Source organism: Extensimonas vulgaris, from assembly GCF_003337425.1.
GTDB lineage: Bacteria > Pseudomonadota > Gammaproteobacteria > Burkholderiales > Burkholderiaceae_C > Extensimonas > Extensimonas vulgaris.
This window is the reverse complement of sequence record NZ_QPJU01000015.1, coordinates 1-15855: the sequence shown is the minus strand read 5'-3', so window position 1 is coordinate 15855 and position 15855 is coordinate 1. Positions and strand designations below refer to the sequence as shown.

The window sequence follows — 15855 nt, the reverse complement described above, 5'->3', positions numbered from 1 at the left end:
AGTCGTGCAGACGCTTCGCCGCAGGCTGCCGGCAAACCCGCCATGGCGTTCAGAAGCTCACGACCACCGAGGCCGCGAGCAGGTTGTTGTATTTGCGGTAGCTGCCGTCGGAGGTGTTGAGGAAAGTCGCACGGCTCGCGCGGTCGTAGCGGTATTCGAGTTTGAGCGTGGTGGACTGGTTGTAGAGGTAATTCATGCCCAGCGACAAGGCGTAGCGGTTCGCGCCCGAATTACCGTCCGTCGTTACCCATTCGCCAGTGAGCGGGTCACGCACATAGCCGGGCCCGAAGCCGTTGACGCCGTTGAAGCTCTGCCCTGCGCTCGATACGTTCATGTAGCCGCCGGGCAGGCCGCCGCCATTTTTCTTGTTGTTGAGGTAGTCGGCGCGCGCAAAACCGAGGAAGCGCGGGCTGAAGTTGTAGGTCATCATGCCCGAGAGGCCCCACCACTTCGCGGTGTCGCCGTTGTAGGCCGCGCCGGTTTGCTGGCCGTAGCCGACCTGGCCGTAGTAGCCCCAGTCGCCCTTGGTGACGAAACCATCGACCTCGAACATTGCGGCCGACGAAGTGCCCGTGCGGTACAGCGCCGTGGTGCCGTCGGCGGGGTTCACGTTGGTGTTGGGCAGCTTGCCCACCATGCCCCAAAAGCCCACGCCTGCGTTGTCGTAGCCGGGAATCGCGTAGTCGGCGCGAAACACTGCTGCGGGTGCACGTCCGCCATTGCCGTCGTAGTAATAGCGAGGGGAATTCATGTTGGCCAGCATGGCCTTCACCTCCCACTTGCCGCGCACCATGTCTATGCCTACGCCGGTATAGGACGTGAGCTCGGCAAAGTCGAACAACAGGTTGTGGGTGATGGGCTTCATCTGGTTGCCCCAGGTCGATTCGTAGCCCTCCCAGTCGGGAATCTGGCCGGCGATCAGGCGCGTGTTCTTGTCGCCTTCGAGCGGAATCGAAACCGAGGCTTCGTGCACGATCGAGCTGCCGTTGGTCAGCGCGCCCGATCCGCGGTCGGGTGCGAGCATCAGCGTCCACTTGGTGCCGTCTTCGGTTTCTTTGGCAAACGAGATGTAGGCGCTGCCGAAGTACGAGTTGTCGTAGTTGTAGATCGAGCTGTCGCCCGCCGACCCGTTCGAGCGGTTCAGGAACACGAACGAGCCTGATTGTTGCGCCTGGTTGTAAACATACGCTGGCGCGATCATGCCGGTGATCGTGAGGCCCTTGAAGCCCGACATCTCCATGGTCTGTTTGACACCGCTGATTTGCACGTCGGCGCGGTCTGCGGTTTGGCCGGCTTCTGCCGTGGCCTTTTGGGTTTCCTCAATCTGGACTTGCTGGCTCTTGACCTGTGCTTCGAGCTGCTGCACCTTGGCCTTGAGCGCCTCGATCTCGCGCAGGATGTCGGCATTGGTGTCGGCCAGCGCGAACATGGGCTCCAGGCCGAGGGCCAGGGTCAAAACGGAAAGGCGGAATTTGTGTTGCATGGTTTCCCTCAGCTTGGTGATAAAACGGTGCAGCCGCTGCGTAAAAAGCACGACTTACGCAAATCGGGGTGGGGCAAGTCGCGCGCCCCATGGCAAAACACGCTGCAGCATCTTTGTTTGCGTAAGTCCAGAAGCGCTATGCGCTGGTTTGCAATTCCATTTCCTGGCGGTAGGCGGCGGCGCTTTCCTCGGCGCGACGGCGTTCGCGCCGCGCCATCCAGATGCTCGCGGCCACCACGGCGACGATCACGAGATAGACCGTCACGGCGCCGATGACGTTGATCTCGGGGTTCAGACCGAGGCGCGCACGCGAGAAAATCACCACGGGCAAGGCGGTCGCGCCGGGGCCCGAAAGGAAGGCGGAGATGACCACTTCGTCGAGCGAGAGCGAAAAGGTCAGCAGCCAGGCCGACACCAGCGCCTGCGAAATCGCGGGCAGCGTCACGAGCAGGAACACCTGCAAAGGGCGCGCGCCCAGATCCATCGCGGCTTCTTCGATGGAGCGATCCATTTCCTTGAGGCGCGACTGGATCACCACGGTGCCATACGAGATGCACATCACCGTATGGCCGATGAAGATCGTGAAAAAACCTTTTTGCGGAAAGCCCAGCACCTCTTGCGCAGTGACGAAAAACAGCAGCAAAGCAAGCGCAATCACCACCGTGGGCATGACCAGCGGGATGTTGATGAGCAGGTTCAGCAAGCCTTTGCCGCGAAAGCGCTGGTAGCGCGTGAGCGCAAAAGCCGCGAGCGTGCCGAGCACGACCGAGGTGGTGGCGGTCGCCAGGGCCACCTTGAGGGACAAGGCCAGGCCACTGAGCACGACATCGTCGTGTAACGTCTCGGCATACCAACGCAGCGTCCAGCCACCCCACAGCGTGACCATGCGCGAGTCGTTGAAAGAATAGACGACCAGCACCACGATGGGCAGGTAGAGGAACAGATAGACCAGCGCCATCCAGAGCGTGGACAAGGACAGCAGGCGCTTGGGTTTCATGACGCCGCCTCCATGACCTTGGTCTGATAGCGATTGAAGATCGCGATCGGCACGAGGATCAGCAGCACCATCACGATGGTCACGGCCGCGGCGCGCTGCCAGTCGAGGTTGAGGAAGAACTCGTTCCACATCACGCGCCCGATGTTGAGCACTGAAGGGCCGGCGAGCAGCTCGGGGATCACGTATTCACCCACGGCAGGGATGAACACGAGCAGCGACCCGGCGACGATGCCCGCGCGCGACAGCGGCACGGTCACGAGCCAGAAGGTCTTGAGGGGCGTCGCACCCAGATCGGCCGCGGCTTCGAGCAGGCGGCCGTCGAGCTTCACGAGCGTCGCATAGAGCGGCAGGATCATGAATGGGATGTAGCCATACACCATGCCGATCATGAACGAGAAGGTGGTGAACATCATGCGCAACGGCGCGTCGATGATGCCGGTCCAGAGCAGAAACTGGTTCACCAGGCCGTTGATGTCGAGCAGGTTCTTCCAGGCGTAGATGCGGATCAGGAACGACGTCCAGAACGGCAGCATCACGAGCATCAGCAAGGCCGGGCGCACGCTGGGGTTGGAGCGCGCAAGGAAGTACGCGAACGGGTAGCCGATCACCAGGCACAAGAACGTGGTGAATAGCGCATAGCCGATCGAGGACAGATACGTCAGCAGATAAAGGTCGTCACGCAGCAGGGCGAGATAGGCACCGAAATGCAGCTGGATGCGCAAGGCTTCTTCTTTGAAAGCGACGAGCGGCTCGAAACCCACGCCAAGCTCGTTGCTCACCGAAAGGCTGATCTTGAGCAGGATCAGGAAAGGCACGAGCAAAAAAACCACGAACCAAAACTGGGGCACGCCGATGACCAGCAAGCGCCCGCCATGGAAACGGCGCCGGTGCTTGGGCGTGCCAGCAGGGGCTGAGGAAGGCGTGAGCGTGTCCATCGTGCTGCCCCTTCAATCGACGATGACCACGGGCGCAGTGCCCATCCAGTGTGCGGTGACTGCCGTGCCGATCTCGAACGGGTCGGCATGACGGTCGGCGTTCGACACATCCACGCGCATGCGGCGTTGGTTGGGCAGCTGCAGCTCGTAGGCGGTGAAGCTGCCCATGTAGAGGCGCCCCGCAACCTGCCCTTGCACGGCATTGTGCGGATAGGCCTTGTGCCCCGGTTCGAGCATGATTTTTTCGGGGCGCAGTGCCACCACGAGCTCCATGCCCAGCGCACCGCTGATGCCATGGTCGATGTGGAACAGCACTTCTTCGGTCTGGACTTCGCAATGGTCGGGCTCGTCGGTCACGAGCCGGCCTTCAAAGAGGTTCACGTTGCCGATGAAGTCGGCCACGAAGCGGCTTTGCGGATGCTCGTAAATCTCGCTGGGCGTGCCGAGTTGCAAGAACCGCCCTTCACGCATCACGGCGATGCGGTCGGCCATGGTCATGGCCTCTTCCTGGTCGTGCGTGACCATGACACAGGTCACGCCCACCTTGCGCAGGATGTTGACGAGCTCGATTTGTGTGCGCTCGCGCAGTTTTTTGTCCAGCGCCCCGAGCGGCTCGTCGAGCAACAGCAATTGGGGCCGCTTGGCCAGACTGCGCGCGAGGGCCACGCGCTGCTGCTGTCCGCCCGAGAGCTGGTGCGGCTTGCGCTTGGCGTAGGGCCGCAACTGTACGAGGTCGAGCATCTCCTCGACGCGCTGCCTTATGGCTGCTTTGTCCATGCCGTCGCGCCGCAGGCCGAACGCGATGTTGTCGAACACCGTGAGGTGCGGAAACAAGGCGTAGGACTGAAACATCATGTTGATCGGCCGCTCGTAGGGCGGCAGTTCGGTGATGTCCTGGCCCGCGAGAAAGACGCGCCCGCTGCTCGGCGTCTCGAAACCCGCAAGCATGCGCAGCAGCGTGGACTTGCCACAACCCGAGGAGCCGAGCAGGGCGAAGATTTCACCCTGCGCGATGTCGAGATCGACCTCATGCACCGCGAAGACTTCGCCGAAGCGTTTGGTGACGGCGGCGATACGCAAAAAGGCGTCCTGCGCTTTCGTGGAGGCTGCGGTTGCGCTGCTGGTTGATGCCATGGTGTGGTTTCTCGGGCCGGGCGGTGTGGTGGGCAGTTCTTGGCCTGGTGCCGTGCGGCACCATGTGTCGCACGGCGTGACGGCGAATTTTCTTATAGCCCCGTCTTGAACTTGGTATACAGGCGCGTGAGCAAGCGGCGCTCGTCGCTGCTGTAGACCTTGGGTGCAATGAGCTTGGCCATCATCTCGGGCGAGAGGAAGACGTAGTCGTTGTCCTTCACCCGTGGCAACACGAATGGGAGGGAAGCCGGCACCGGGTTGGCGTAATAGACCGTGTTGGAATCGGCCGCAACGACCTTGGGCTGCAGGCGGTAGTTGATGAACTTGTGCGCGTTCTCGGCGTGCTTGGCGTCTGCGGGGATCGCCATCGTGTCGATGAAGATCACGGCGCCGTGCGTGGGCGGGAAGACCTTGATGTTCACACCGTTTTTGGCTTCCTTGGCACGGTGCGCGGCGATGCCCATGTCACCCGACCAGCCGAGCGAGGCGCAGAGGTTGCCGCCTGCGAGGTCGTTGATGTAGCCGCTCGAAGACAGCTGGCTCACGTAGGGGCGAATTTTTTGCAGCATGTCCCAGGCCTTCTGGTAGTCGGCGGGTTTGTTGCTGTTTTGCGGAATGTTCAGGTAATTGAACGCCGCCTCCATGATGTCGCCACCGGAGTCGAGGAACGAAATGCCGCAGCTCTTGAGTTTGCTCGCGTATGTCGGGTTGAAGACGAGGTCAAAGGGGTTGTCGGGCATGGGCGTATCACCCAGGGCCTTTTTGACCTTGTCCACGTTGATCCCCACGGTGGTGTAGCCCCACATCCACGGGATCAGGTATTTGTTGCCCGGATCGACGGCCGCAAGCTGCTTCATCAGATTGGGGTCGAGGTTCTGGTAGTTGGGAATCTTGGATTTGTCGATGGGCTGGAACAGGCCGCCCTTGAGCTCGACGGCGCCCCAGTTCGACGAAGGCACGACGATGTCGTAGCCCGTGTCGCCTGCAACCAGCTTGGCAAACAGGGTTTCGTTCGAGTCGAAGGTGTCGTAGCGCACCTTGATGCCGAACTGTTTTTCGAAGTCCGGAACTGTGGTCGGAGCGATGTAGTCTGACCAGTTATAAATGTTCAGGACGTTGTCCTGGGCCTGCGCGGGCGCTGCTGCAAACACGGCCAAGGCCGCCGCGCTCGCCGTGAAGGCGCCGAGCAATTTGCGCGCCCAGGATGCCTGGGGGTTTTTGCCAGCCGCGCGCGGCCGGAGGGGGGGCATAAAACGGGACATCGAAACTCCTCCAAGAAAAGGTGGTCGACAAAAAGCATGCAATAGGGATGCCAGGGCGGGTTTATATCAGCCCGTCCGCACGCAAACCAGCCCATGTGTCATCCAGGCTACGGCGGATGCGGCGCACCATTTCGTCGATGTCCTCGTGCGTCATGACGAGCGGCGGCGCGATGATCATGCGCTCTTCGACGGCGCGCATCACCACGCCGTTTTGGAAGCAATGGTCGCGGCAGCGGTAGCCCACGCCGAGCTCGGCATCGAACAGCGTGCGGCTGGCCTTGTCTTTGTAGAGCACCAGTCCGGCCACCATGCCCAGCGACTGCACGTCGCCCACGAGCGGATGGTCGGCGAGCGTGCCGAAAGCGGTGGCGAGGTAGGGCGCCAGGTCTTGCGCGACTCGCTCGATCACGCCCTCGCGGCGCATGGCCTGCACGTTGGCCACGGCGACGGCGCAGCAGGTCGGATGGCCCGAATATGTGAAGCCGTGCTGGAACTCGCCGCCGCGCTCGATCAGCACCTTGGCGATGCGCTCGCCCACGAGCACGCCGCCCAGCGGTAGATAGCCCGAGGTGACGCCCTTGGCAAAGGTGATGAGGTCGGGCCGCGTGCCTATGTGCGGGTGCTGGCAGCCGAACCAGTGGCCTAGGCGCCCGAAGCCGCAAATCACCTCGTCGGAGACGAGCAAGATGCCGTAGTGGTCGCAGATGCGCTGGATTTCAGGCCAATAGCTCGCAGGCGGAATGATGACGCCGCCTGCGCCCTGCACCGGCTCGCCGATGAACGCAGCGACGTTTTCAGGGCCGAGCTCGCGAATCTTGGCTTCGAGCCACGAAGCCGCGCGCAGGCCGAAATGTTCGGCGCTCTCGCCCGCGTGGCCGTGCTGGAGTTGGTAGGGCTGGTCGATGTGCACTATGCCGGGAATCGGCAGGTCGCCCTGCGCGTGCATGCCGCTCATGCCGCCGAGCGAGGCGCCGCCCAGCGTGCTGCCGTGGTAGGCATTGCGCCGGCTGATGATGGTCTTGCGCCGCGGCTGGCCCATCAAGTCCCAATAGCGGCGCACCAGGCGGATGATGGTGTCGTTGCCCTCGGAGCCCGAATTGGTGAAGAACACATGCTGAAAGCCGGGCGGCGCGATCTCGGTCAGCAAGCTGGCGAGCTCGATTGCCGGCACCGTCGTGGTCTTGAAAAAGGCGTTGTAAAACGGCAGGGTCTGCATTTGCCGCGTGGCGGCGTCGACGAGGTCTTGCCGGCCGTAGCCGAGGTTCACACACCACAGCCCCGACATGCCGTCGATGATCTCGTGGCCGTCGGAGTCCCAGATACGCACCCCCGCGCCGCGCACGATGATGCGTGTGCCGCTGGCGTTGAGGCTTTGCGTGTCGGTGAACGGGTGCAGGTGGTGCGCGGCATCTTGCGCGCGCAGCGCGGCGGTGTCGAAGCGGGGCAGATCAGACGATGGCATGGATATCTCCAACGGACAAAAAGGGGCTGGCGCCTCACACGTGCAGCAGCAGGTGCTCGCGCTCCCAGGGGCTGATGACCTTCATGAACTCGGCGTATTCGCTCATCTTCACGGCCTTGTAGATGCCGCAAAAGCGCTTGCCCAGCAGCTGCGCGACTTCGGGCACTTCGTCGAGCAGGCGCACCGATTCGGACAGGCTCTGTGGCAGCGGCGTGGCATTGGGGTGGTTGTAGGCGTTGCCCTTCATTTCCGGCAGTGCCTCGATCTTTTCCATCATGCCGAGGTAACCACAGGCCAGGCTTGCGGCCAGGGCCACGTAGGGGTTGGCGTCGGCGCCGATCACGCGGTTTTCCACGCGCCGGTTCGCAGCGTTGGAATTGGGCACGCGTATGCCCACGGTGCGGTTGTCGGAGCCCCATTCGACGTTCGTCGGCGCGGCCGTGTTGGCCACGAGGCGGCGGTACGAGTTCACGTAGGGCGCCAAAAATGCCATCACATAAGGGATGTATTTCTGCAGGCCGCCGATGTAGTGGAAGAACTGCGCCGAGGGCGTGCCGTCGGGGTTGCTGAAGATGTTGCGCCGTGTGCTGCGTTCGACCACGCTCTGGTGTACGTGCATGGCGCTGCCGGGCTCGCCCATCATGGGCTTGGCCATGAAGGTGGCGAACATGTTGTGGCGCATCGCGGCTTCGCGGATCGTGCGCTTGAAGAAAAACACCTTGTCGGCGAGGTCGAGCGGGTTGCCGTGCAGGAAGTTGATCTCCATCTGCCCCGCACCGATTTCATGGATCAGCGTATCGACGTCGAGGTCCATCGCGTCGCAGTAATCGTAGATGTCTTCGAACAGCGGGTCGAACTCGTTCACGGCGTCGATGCTGTAGTGCTGGCGCGAAGTCTCGGCACGGCCCGAGCGGCCTATGGGCGGGCGCAGCGGCTGGTCGGGGTCGGTATTTTTGTCCACGAGGTAGAACTCGAGCTCGGGCGCCACCACCGGCTCCCAGCCTTGCGCATGGAACAGCTCGATGACCTTTTTGAGCACCGTGCGCGGCGCGTAATCGACGGGCGAGCCGTCCTTGAAGTAGCAGTCGTGGATCACCTGCGCCGTGGGGTCGGTGGCCCAGGGCACGACGCGCGCGGTGCTCGGGTCGGGCACCAGGTTCATGTCGCGGTCGGTGTTGGCGATCAGCGTGTCGAGCTGCGGATCGTCGGGCCAGTTGCCCGTCACCGTGAGGCCGATGATGCTCTCGGGCAGGCGCATGCCGCGGTCTTCGGTGAACTTGTTGCGCGGCAGAATCTTGCCGCGCGCCACGCCTGTGAGGTCGGGCACCAGGCATTCGATCTCGGTGATGCGCCGCTCGTTGAGCCAGCGCTCGAGGTCGTTGAAAGTCCAATGCTTGCGGCTTTCCAAAGAGGTGTTCGTGGTGTTGGGTTCGGTAGTCATGGTCGTGCCTGCAAAGAAAAAGCAAGGTCAGTGCGCCGTGGCGCTTTTGGCGTAGCGCCGGCACGCATCGCCAAAAGCGGCAAACAGTTTGCGCGAAACCGGGTCCTGCGCCGCGCGCCATTCAGGGTGCCACTGCACGGCGAGCACAAAGCCCGGCGCGCTGCGGTGGCGGTAGGCTTCAATGAGCCCGTCGGGTGCCGTGGCCTCGACGACCAGGTCGGGCGCGAGCTGGTCTATGCCCTGCCCGTGCAGGCTGTTGACCTGCCAGGTCGAGGTGCCCAGCAGCGCTTCGAGCCAGCCGCCGGGCGTGGCGTGCACCGTGTGTGCCGGAGCGTATTGCTCGTCGAGCGTGGCGCTTTCGTCCTCGCGGTGGTCGGCGTAGCCGGGCGTGCGGTGCACCTCTTGCAGCAAAGTACCGCCGAGCGCGACGTTGATCTCCTGAAAGCCGCGGCAGATGCCGAACACGGGTACGCCGCGTGCAATCGCCGCGCGGATCAGCGGCAAAGTGGTGGCGTCGCGCGCCGGATCGGCCGGCGAGTCGGGGCGCGTGAGCGCATGGCCGTAATGGTGCGGCTCGATGTTCGAGGGCGAACCCGTGAAGACGATGCCGTGCACGGCCGCGAGCAAGGCGTCCTGCGGCAGTCTCTCACCCAGGGATGGCAACAGCATGGGCAGGCACCCCGAGAGCTCGAGCACCGGGTCCACATATTTCTGCGCGACCGCATAGGTCGGGTGGCCGGCGAGCATTTTGAGGTCGGTGGACACGGCCACCAAAGGCGTCTCTTTTGTCATGTCGTTTTTCGTTCGGATGCGCGGTGACAAAATCTCGCAAAAACCAAAAAACCTAGGGTTTTCCACTAGTTATGGAGATTTCATGGTTCAAATATAAACGTGTATTGGCACTTGCGATGGAACCACTATGGCCTTTTATGATGGTGCCATTTGCGCGTCCCCAAAGCCCTTCCAAGCGTTTCGGCCACTCCACCTGAAGCCCCATGCGTTCCTATGACCTGACCGAACGGCTGCTCACCGAATTGCAGCGGCCCGATGGCCCGCATGCGCTCGCGCCCCTCAATCGGCGCCTGTACCACGTGCTGCGCGAAACCATTTTGGCAGGCCATTTGGAGGCCGGCACGCGTTTGCCGAGCACGCGCGCGCTGGCGTGTGAGCTGGCGCTGTCGCGCAATACCGTGATGTCCGCGATCAGCCAGCTCGTGGCCGAGGGCTATCTCTCGGCGCAGCAGGGCAGCGGAACCTATGTGTCCGACACGCTGCCCGACCAAAGACCACTGACGCCGCCTGCCAGCGCCGCCAAGCGTGCACCTGCGGCCGACAATCCACGCGACCTTTCCGACCGCGGCGCCCTGCTTACGCGGCATTCGGGCTCGCAGGACTATGAAGTGCAGCCTTTTGCTCCGGGGGCGCTCGACTTTGCTGACTTCCCCATCCAGCTCTGGCAAAAGCTGCAGACCAAATACTGGCGCAGCCTGGATCGCAATCTGCTCGACTATGGGCAAGAGGGCGGCTACATGCCGCTGCGCGAGGCCATCGCGCGCTACCTCACGCTGTCGCGCTCGGTGCGCGTCACGCCCGCGCAGGTGCTCATCACCACCGGCACGCAGCAGGCCATTGACCTGGCCGCGCGCCTGCTTACCGACCATGGTGACGAGGCCTGGATAGAAAACCCGAGCTACTGGGGCGCGCGGCGCGCACTCGAAGCGGCGGGGCTGCGCCTGCGCCCCATCGCCGTGGACGCCGAGGGCATCGCGCCGCGCGAGGCCGAATGGCACACGCGCCCGCGCCTGATCTACGTCACACCCTCGCACCAGTACCCGCTCGGCCACGTGATGAGCCTGCAGCGCCGGCGCGCCCTGCTCGAATTCGCGGCGCAGCGCCGCTGCTGGATCTTCGAGGACGACTACGACAGCGAATTTCGCTACAGCGGCCGGCCGTTCGCGAGCCTGCAAGGGCTGGACGCGCATGCGCAGGTGCTGTATTCGGGCACCTTCTCCAAGGCCATGTACCCCGGCATCCGCCTGGGCTACCTCGTGGTGCCGCCGGACCTGCTTGCGGCCTTCAACACCGGCTTGTACGACCTGTACCGCCCCGGGCAACTGATGCTGCAAGCCGCGCTCACCGACTTCATCACCGAAGGGCACCTGCAGACCATGGTGCGGCGCCTGCGCGTGACCTACCAGGCGCGGCGCGATGCGCTCGCGCGCAGCCTCGTGCAGGCGCTGGGCGCGCGTGTGCGCATCTCGGGCCAGGACTCGGGGCTGCACCTGTGCCTGGTCTTTACCGACGACGCGGTCGATGACGAAGCCGTGGCGGCCGCCTGCGCCGCGCACCGGCTGTTCGTGCGCCCCTTGTCGCGCTACTACCTCGGCGCGCCGCACCAGCGCGGCCTGGTCATCGGCTACGCCTACGTGCCCATCGAGCGCATCACGCCCTGGGCGCGCCGACTCGGCGAGGTCGTGCGTGCGGCGGTGGATGCGGCCAACGGCGCTGCAGCCGCCTGATCACAGCCAATCGCGCAGCCGGTACCAGGCCATCGCGAGCACGAGCAAGGGCGTGCGCAGCAAATCCCCGCCCGGAAAGGGCCGGTGCCGCAGGCGCGCAAAGAGGTCGAAGCGCTGCGCCTGGCCGCGGATCGCCTCGGCCGCGAGCTGGCCCGCGAGCCCCGTGAGCGCCAGGCCGTGCCCCGAAAAGCCCTGCAGATAAAGCACATCGGGCGCGAGCCGGCCGAAGTCGGGCGCGCGGTTCATGGTGATGTCCACGAAGCCGCCCCAGGCGTGCGTGACGCGCACGTCGTGCAGCTGCGGAAACACGCGCAGCATGCTGCGGCGCATGGTCGCGGGCAGGTCGGGCGGCGACACCGTCGAGTAGCTCACGCGCCCGCCGAACAGCAGCCGGTGATCGGCGGACAGGCGGTAGTAGTCGAGCACGAACTGGCTGTCGCTCACGCAGGCGCGGCTCGGGATCAGCGCGGCCGCGCGCTCGGCGCCCAAGGCCTCGGTGGCGATGATGTAGGTGCCCACGGGCATGATGCGGCGCGCGAGCGCCGGCGCCACGCGCCCCAGGTGCACGTTGCCCGCGAGCAGCACGAAGTGCGCGCGCACCTCGCCCTCTGCCGCACCCTGCACTTCCCTTTGCACGGTGCGCACCCGCGCCTTGCCCCCGCCCGCATCCGCGGCCGGCTGCACCTGCACGGCCTCGGTGCCTTCGAAAATCTGCACCCCCGCCGCACGCGCAGCGCGCGCGATGCCCAGCGTGTAGTTGAGCGGATGCACGTGCCCGCCCAAAGGGTCGAACACGCCCGCCACGTAGCGCTCGCTCTGCACTTGCGCGCGCGTCTGCGCTTCGTCCAGCCAGCGCAGGTGCGCGGCGTCGTAGTCCGCTTGCATGTGCTCGTGCCACGCACGCAGGGCGCGTGCCTTGGCCGGGCGCACGGCCAGCGTCAGCGCGCCGTCCGTCCAGTCGCAGGCGATGCGGTGTTCGCGGATGCGCGTGCGCATCAAGTCCAGCGCTTCAAGCGACATCGCCCAGGCCTGGCGCGCGGCCTCGTGCCCGAGCTGGCGCTCGAAAGGCTCCATCTCGCTCGCATAGCCCGCGAGCGCCTGCCCGCCGTTGCGCCCTGAGGCGCCCCAGCCCACCTGCTGCGCCTCGAGCAGCACCGTCTTCATGCCGGCGCGCGCGAGCTCGAGCGCCGCCGACAGCCCCGCGAGCCCGCCGCCCACGATGCACACGTCGGCCTGCACCGTGCCCGCGAGCGCCGGGCCGCGCTCCCAAGGCTGCGCGCTGTCCTGGTAGTACGAGCGCGCGAGCAGCGCCTGCGCCTGGCGCTCGAGCCGCATCATGGCCGGCCCCCGTGTGCCCGCTGCGCCTGCATCGCCGCCAGCCGCGCGCACAGATACGTCCACACGAGCGTCGCGGCGGCGCTGGCCGTGAGCTCGGCATGGTCGTAGGCTGGCGCCACCTCCACGCAGTCCATGCCCACGAAGGGCAGATCAAGCGCGCACAAGCCTTCGAGCAGCGTCAGCGCCTGGCTGGTGGCAAGCCCGCCGGGCTCGGGCGTGCCCGTGCCGGGCGCAAAGGCCGGGTCCAGGCAATCGATGTCGAAGCTCAGGTACACCGGCGCGCCGCTTGCACGCAGGCGCGCGGCGATTTCGGTAATGAGCGGATCGAGCGCCGCGCCGTCGCGCCCGCGCAGCTCGCGCGCCGTGCAGATGCGCCCGCCGCGCTGCGCGACGTATTCGCGCGCCGCGCGCTGCGCCGCCGAGCGGATGCCAATCTGCACGAAGGCGCTGGGCACGACCAGCCCCTCCTGCATGGCCTCATACACCCAGGTGCCGTGGCCCGAAGGCTCGCCGAAATGGTCGCTCCAGGTGTCGCAATGCGCGTCGAAGTGCAGCACCGCAAGCGGCCCATGCACGGCGCGCGCGGCGCGCAACAGCGAGAGCGTGATCGAATGGTCGCCGCCAAGCCACACCATGTGCTGCGTGCGCAGCAGGGCCTCGGCACGCGGCTCGAGCGCCGCGCGCAGCGCCGCCAGGCTGGTGTTGGGCAGCGCCAGGTTGCCGTGATCGACGATCTGCCCGGCCGGTGAAAGGTCGAACAGCGGGTGCGTGGCGTCGCACAGCATCAGGCTGGCCTGGCGGATCGCCGCCGGGCCAAAGCGCGCGCCGGGACGGTAGGTCACCGCGCCGTCCCAGGCGATGCCTGCTATGCCAAAAGGAGCTGCTTGCGCAGGTGGGACGTGCGCTGAGGCCAGAAAAGATGCTTGATCCAAAAAGGCGAAACCGTGCGGGGTCATGGCAAGGAGTGAAGAAAAAACAATGGCAGGCTGCAAGGTGCAGCGCAGCATAAGGGCGCTGGTGCGCGCGCCATGGTGCCAATTCGCCTGCGCCGTGCAAAACCACTTGCGCGCACGCGCCGCACGCGCCCGGCGCGTGGCATGCTTGCTTGCACGACGACCGTGTTCTCAACGCCGTTTTGCCATGCCCACCACCAGCCCTGACGCCCCTTGCACCGATTTTTCCAGCGCCCAGATCGCGCGCTTTTTCGCGGCCGAAGCGCAACGCTTTCGCGCCGCGCACCCGCGCTGTGCGGCGCTGCACGCGCAGGCGCAGCGGCATTTTCTGTTCGGCGTGCCCATGCACTGGATGGCCGACACGCCCGCGCCGTTTCCGCTCTTCGTCGATGCCGCGCAGGGCGCGCGCCTGGTCGATGCCGACGGGCACGAAATCATCGACTTTTGCCTGGGCGACACGGGCGCGATGTTCGGCCACAGCCCCGCACCCATCGCGCGCACGCTGGCCGAGTTCGGCGCGCAGGGCGCCACCACCATGCTGCCCTCGGCGGTCGCGCTCGAAGTCGCGGCGCTGCTTGAGCAGCGCTTTGGCCTGCCGATGTGGCAGTTCACCGCGACCGCGAGCGACGCGAACCGCTTTTTGCTGCGCTGGGCGCGCGCGATCACGGGCCGGCCGCGCATCCTCGTGTTCCACGGCTGCTACCACGGCACCGTCGATGACTGCTTCGTCGATCTCGCCGAGGGCGGCAGCACACGCATGCGCGCCAGCCTGCTGGGCCAAGTGCACGACCTGACGCCCACCACGCGCGTGGTCGAGTTCAACGACAGCGCCGCGCTGGAAGCCGCGCTCGCGCCCGGCGACGTGGCCTGCGTGCTCACCGAGCCCGTGCTCACCAACGTCGGCATGGTGCTGCCCGAACCCGGCTTCTTGCAAACGCTGCGCACGCTCACGCGCCGGCACGGCACGCTGCTCGCCTTCGACGAGACGCACACCCTCTCCTGCGGGCCCGGCGGCTACACGCGCGCCTTTGGGCTAGGAGCCTGTCGGACTTTGGGCGTCGATAGCGAGAAGGCGCCCCAGCGAGGCCAGTTTTTGCCGGATTCGCCGCCCCATAGCGGGACTATGGGGCAAGAAGACGGTAAAACATGGGCCGCTGCGGCGCATTCGCAGCCGACGACTCCAAAGCCCGACAGGCTCCTAGAGCCCGACCTGCTCGTGCTCGGCAAACCCCTAGCGGGCGGCACGCCGGGCGCCGCGTATGGCTTCAGCGCCGAAGTCGGCGCGCGCATGCAGGCCGTCAAAGCCACCGCCGCGCCCGGCCACTCGGGCATAGGCACGACACTGTCCGCGGGCCTGCTCACGCTGCGCCTCATGCGCACCATGCTCGCCGAAGTCATGGACGAGCCCGCCTACGCGCGCATGTTCGCCACCGCCACGCGCGTGGCCGATGGCCTGCAGGCCCAGATCGCCGCGCGTGCACTGCCCTGGAGCGTCACACGCATAGGCGCACGCTGCGAAGTGCAGTTCCGCCCCACGCCACCACGCAACGGCAGCGAAGCCCGCGCCGCCTTCCGCGACGACCTCGAAGCCGCCTTGCAGCTAGCACTGCTCAACCGCGGCGTGCTGCTTACGCCCTTCCACAACATGGTGCTCGCCTGCCCCGCACACACCGCGCAGGACGCCGACGCGCTGGTAGTGGCGTTTGCGGATGCGTTGGATGGGCTGGCGGGGGTTTGAGACGGCCCCCTCTTCATGGGCCAGCGCTAACTTGGTACCGTTATGGTGAATTTAGCTGCTAGTGTAGTGTTCGACGCTATCTGCGACATAAAACCGCGTCTTTTCGGCCTGGGCCGCGTTGCAAAATCCTCGCGATACCACCCGGTATCGCTGCGGTTTGCGCCTTGCCCAGACCAAAAATCCATCGGTTTTATTTGTCGCATCAAGCATCAAACACTACACTAGTTTGTCTGTGCGGTGCGTTGTCGGTAATTGATGAGGCGCCCGCTTTTTCAGGCGGGTGGGATCTTTGCATCCAAAATCTGTTTTTCACGCGAGGCAAAACTGTACGAAATCTGAGTCGCAAACCAAGCGCAAGTCTCACCGAAGAATCGTAGGGTACAGTTTTGCCGCGATAAAAATGAAAACGAGTGCAAAAGCACTTAACACACCCAGGTCCATGCCAAGGCCAAAGGCGCTGGACGAACCCGAAAGCATCAGAGTGCGCAGGGCATCGACTAGTTTGACTGTGTCAATAAAATCCCAATCTATCGGATAATTCAAGTCTTCCTCCTGAACGAGACGAACCCCAAGAAATGGAGAGCGAACTCGAC

12 protein-coding genes and 1 pseudogene are annotated in these 15855 nt (G+C 64.9%); 2 read left to right on the top strand and 11 right to left on the bottom strand.

The window, feature by feature from the left end:
* Positions 1-49: 49 nt before the first annotated feature.
* From DFR45_RS13585 to DFR45_RS13550, 8 genes are all read right to left on the bottom strand, one after another.
* Positions 50-1483 (bottom strand): DUF3138 family protein, encoded by a 1434-nt coding sequence (locus DFR45_RS13585; protein WP_114484287.1) that lies wholly within the window; start codon positions 1481-1483, stop codon positions 50-52.
* A 136-nt stretch (positions 1484-1619) separates the two neighbouring features.
* Positions 1620-2480, bottom strand: a complete 861-nt coding sequence (locus tag DFR45_RS13580) for an ABC transporter permease (protein WP_114484286.1) — start codon at positions 2478-2480, stop codon at positions 1620-1622.
* Complete coding sequence (locus DFR45_RS13575; RefSeq protein WP_114484285.1) at positions 2477-3415, bottom strand: ABC transporter permease subunit; 939 nt, start codon at positions 3413-3415, stop codon at positions 2477-2479. Before DFR45_RS13575 ends, DFR45_RS13580 begins: the two co-directional genes overlap by 4 nt.
* 12 nt (positions 3416-3427) lie before the next feature.
* On the bottom strand, positions 3428-4549 hold the full coding sequence (locus DFR45_RS13570; protein WP_114484284.1) for an ABC transporter ATP-binding protein: 1122 nt from the start codon (positions 4547-4549) through the stop codon (positions 3428-3430).
* Positions 4550-4641: 92 nt separating this feature from the next.
* Positions 4642-5799: a polyamine ABC transporter substrate-binding protein gene (locus DFR45_RS13565; RefSeq protein WP_114484283.1), complete on the bottom strand. Its 1158-nt coding sequence runs from the start codon at positions 5797-5799 to the stop codon at positions 4642-4644.
* Positions 5800-5872: 73 nt separating this feature from the next.
* Positions 5873-7273, bottom strand: coding sequence for an aspartate aminotransferase family protein (locus DFR45_RS13560; RefSeq protein WP_114484282.1), 1401 nt, complete (start codon positions 7271-7273; stop codon positions 5873-5875).
* A 34-nt stretch (positions 7274-7307) separates the two neighbouring features.
* Positions 7308-8714, bottom strand: a complete 1407-nt coding sequence (locus tag DFR45_RS13555; RefSeq protein WP_421782845.1) for a glutamine synthetase family protein — start codon at positions 8712-8714, stop codon at positions 7308-7310.
* Between the two features lie 27 nt (positions 8715-8741).
* The gene (locus DFR45_RS13550; RefSeq protein ID WP_114484281.1) at positions 8742-9506 is read right to left on the bottom strand and encodes a gamma-glutamyl-gamma-aminobutyrate hydrolase family protein; all 765 of its coding nucleotides are present in this window, start codon (positions 9504-9506) and stop codon (positions 8742-8744) included.
* 203 nt (positions 9507-9709) lie between these two features.
* On the opposite strand from DFR45_RS13550, the gene pdxR reads away from it, so the two are divergent.
* A complete protein-coding gene (pdxR, locus tag DFR45_RS13545; protein ID WP_114484280.1) occupies positions 9710-11233 on the top strand; it encodes a MocR-like pyridoxine biosynthesis transcription factor PdxR in 1524 nt (507 codons plus the stop codon).
* Here pdxR and DFR45_RS13540 read toward each other — a convergent pair whose 3' ends face one another.
* Complete coding sequence (locus DFR45_RS13540; protein ID WP_114484308.1) at positions 11234-12571, bottom strand: NAD(P)/FAD-dependent oxidoreductase; 1338 nt, start codon at positions 12569-12571, stop codon at positions 11234-11236.
* Positions 12568-13527, bottom strand: a complete 960-nt coding sequence (gene speB, locus DFR45_RS13535; protein WP_114484279.1) for an agmatinase — start codon at positions 13525-13527, stop codon at positions 12568-12570. Before speB ends, DFR45_RS13540 begins: the two co-directional genes overlap by 4 nt.
* A 184-nt stretch (positions 13528-13711) precedes the next feature.
* Between speB and DFR45_RS14730 the strand changes: the two genes are divergently transcribed.
* On the top strand, positions 13712-15262 hold the full coding sequence (locus DFR45_RS14730) for an aspartate aminotransferase family protein (RefSeq protein ID WP_241659468.1): 1551 nt from the start codon (positions 13712-13714) through the stop codon (positions 15260-15262).
* Positions 15263-15622: 360 nt separating this feature from the next.
* Here the strand turns inward: DFR45_RS14730 and DFR45_RS13520 are convergent.
* Positions 15623-15855: pseudogene (locus DFR45_RS13520) on the bottom strand (hypothetical protein); the annotation flags it as partial.

Bases quoted from the DNA above. Each gene is read 5' to 3' on its own strand.
- DFR45_RS13585 (WP_114484287.1), bottom strand. From the start codon at position 1,483: ATGCAACACAAATTCCGCCTTTCCGTTTTGACCCTGGCCCTCGGCCTG.
- DFR45_RS13580 (WP_114484286.1), bottom strand. From the start codon at position 2,480: ATGAAACCCAAGCGCCTGCTGTCCTTGTCCACGCTCTGGATGGCGCTG.
- DFR45_RS13575 (WP_114484285.1), bottom strand. From the start codon at position 3,415: ATGGACACGCTCACGCCTTCCTCAGCCCCTGCTGGCACGCCCAAGCAC.
- DFR45_RS13570 (WP_114484284.1), bottom strand. From the start codon at position 4,549: ATGGCATCAACCAGCAGCGCAACCGCAGCCTCCACGAAAGCGCAGGAC.
- DFR45_RS13565 (WP_114484283.1), bottom strand. From the start codon at position 5,799: ATGCCCCCCCTCCGGCCGCGCGCGGCTGGCAAAAACCCCCAGGCATCC.
- DFR45_RS13560 (WP_114484282.1), bottom strand. From the start codon at position 7,273: ATGCCATCGTCTGATCTGCCCCGCTTCGACACCGCCGCGCTGCGCGCG.
- DFR45_RS13555 (WP_421782845.1), bottom strand. From the start codon at position 8,714: ATGACTACCGAACCCAACACCACGAACACCTCTTTGGAAAGCCGCAAG.
- DFR45_RS13550 (WP_114484281.1), bottom strand. From the start codon at position 9,506: ATGACAAAAGAGACGCCTTTGGTGGCCGTGTCCACCGACCTCAAAATG.
- pdxR (WP_114484280.1), top strand. From the start codon at position 9,710: ATGCGTTCCTATGACCTGACCGAACGGCTGCTCACCGAATTGCAGCGG.
- DFR45_RS13540 (WP_114484308.1), bottom strand. From the start codon at position 12,571: ATGATGCGGCTCGAGCGCCAGGCGCAGGCGCTGCTCGCGCGCTCGTAC.
- speB (WP_114484279.1), bottom strand. From the start codon at position 13,527: ATGACCCCGCACGGTTTCGCCTTTTTGGATCAAGCATCTTTTCTGGCC.
- DFR45_RS14730 (WP_241659468.1), top strand. From the start codon at position 13,712: ATGCCCACCACCAGCCCTGACGCCCCTTGCACCGATTTTTCCAGCGCC.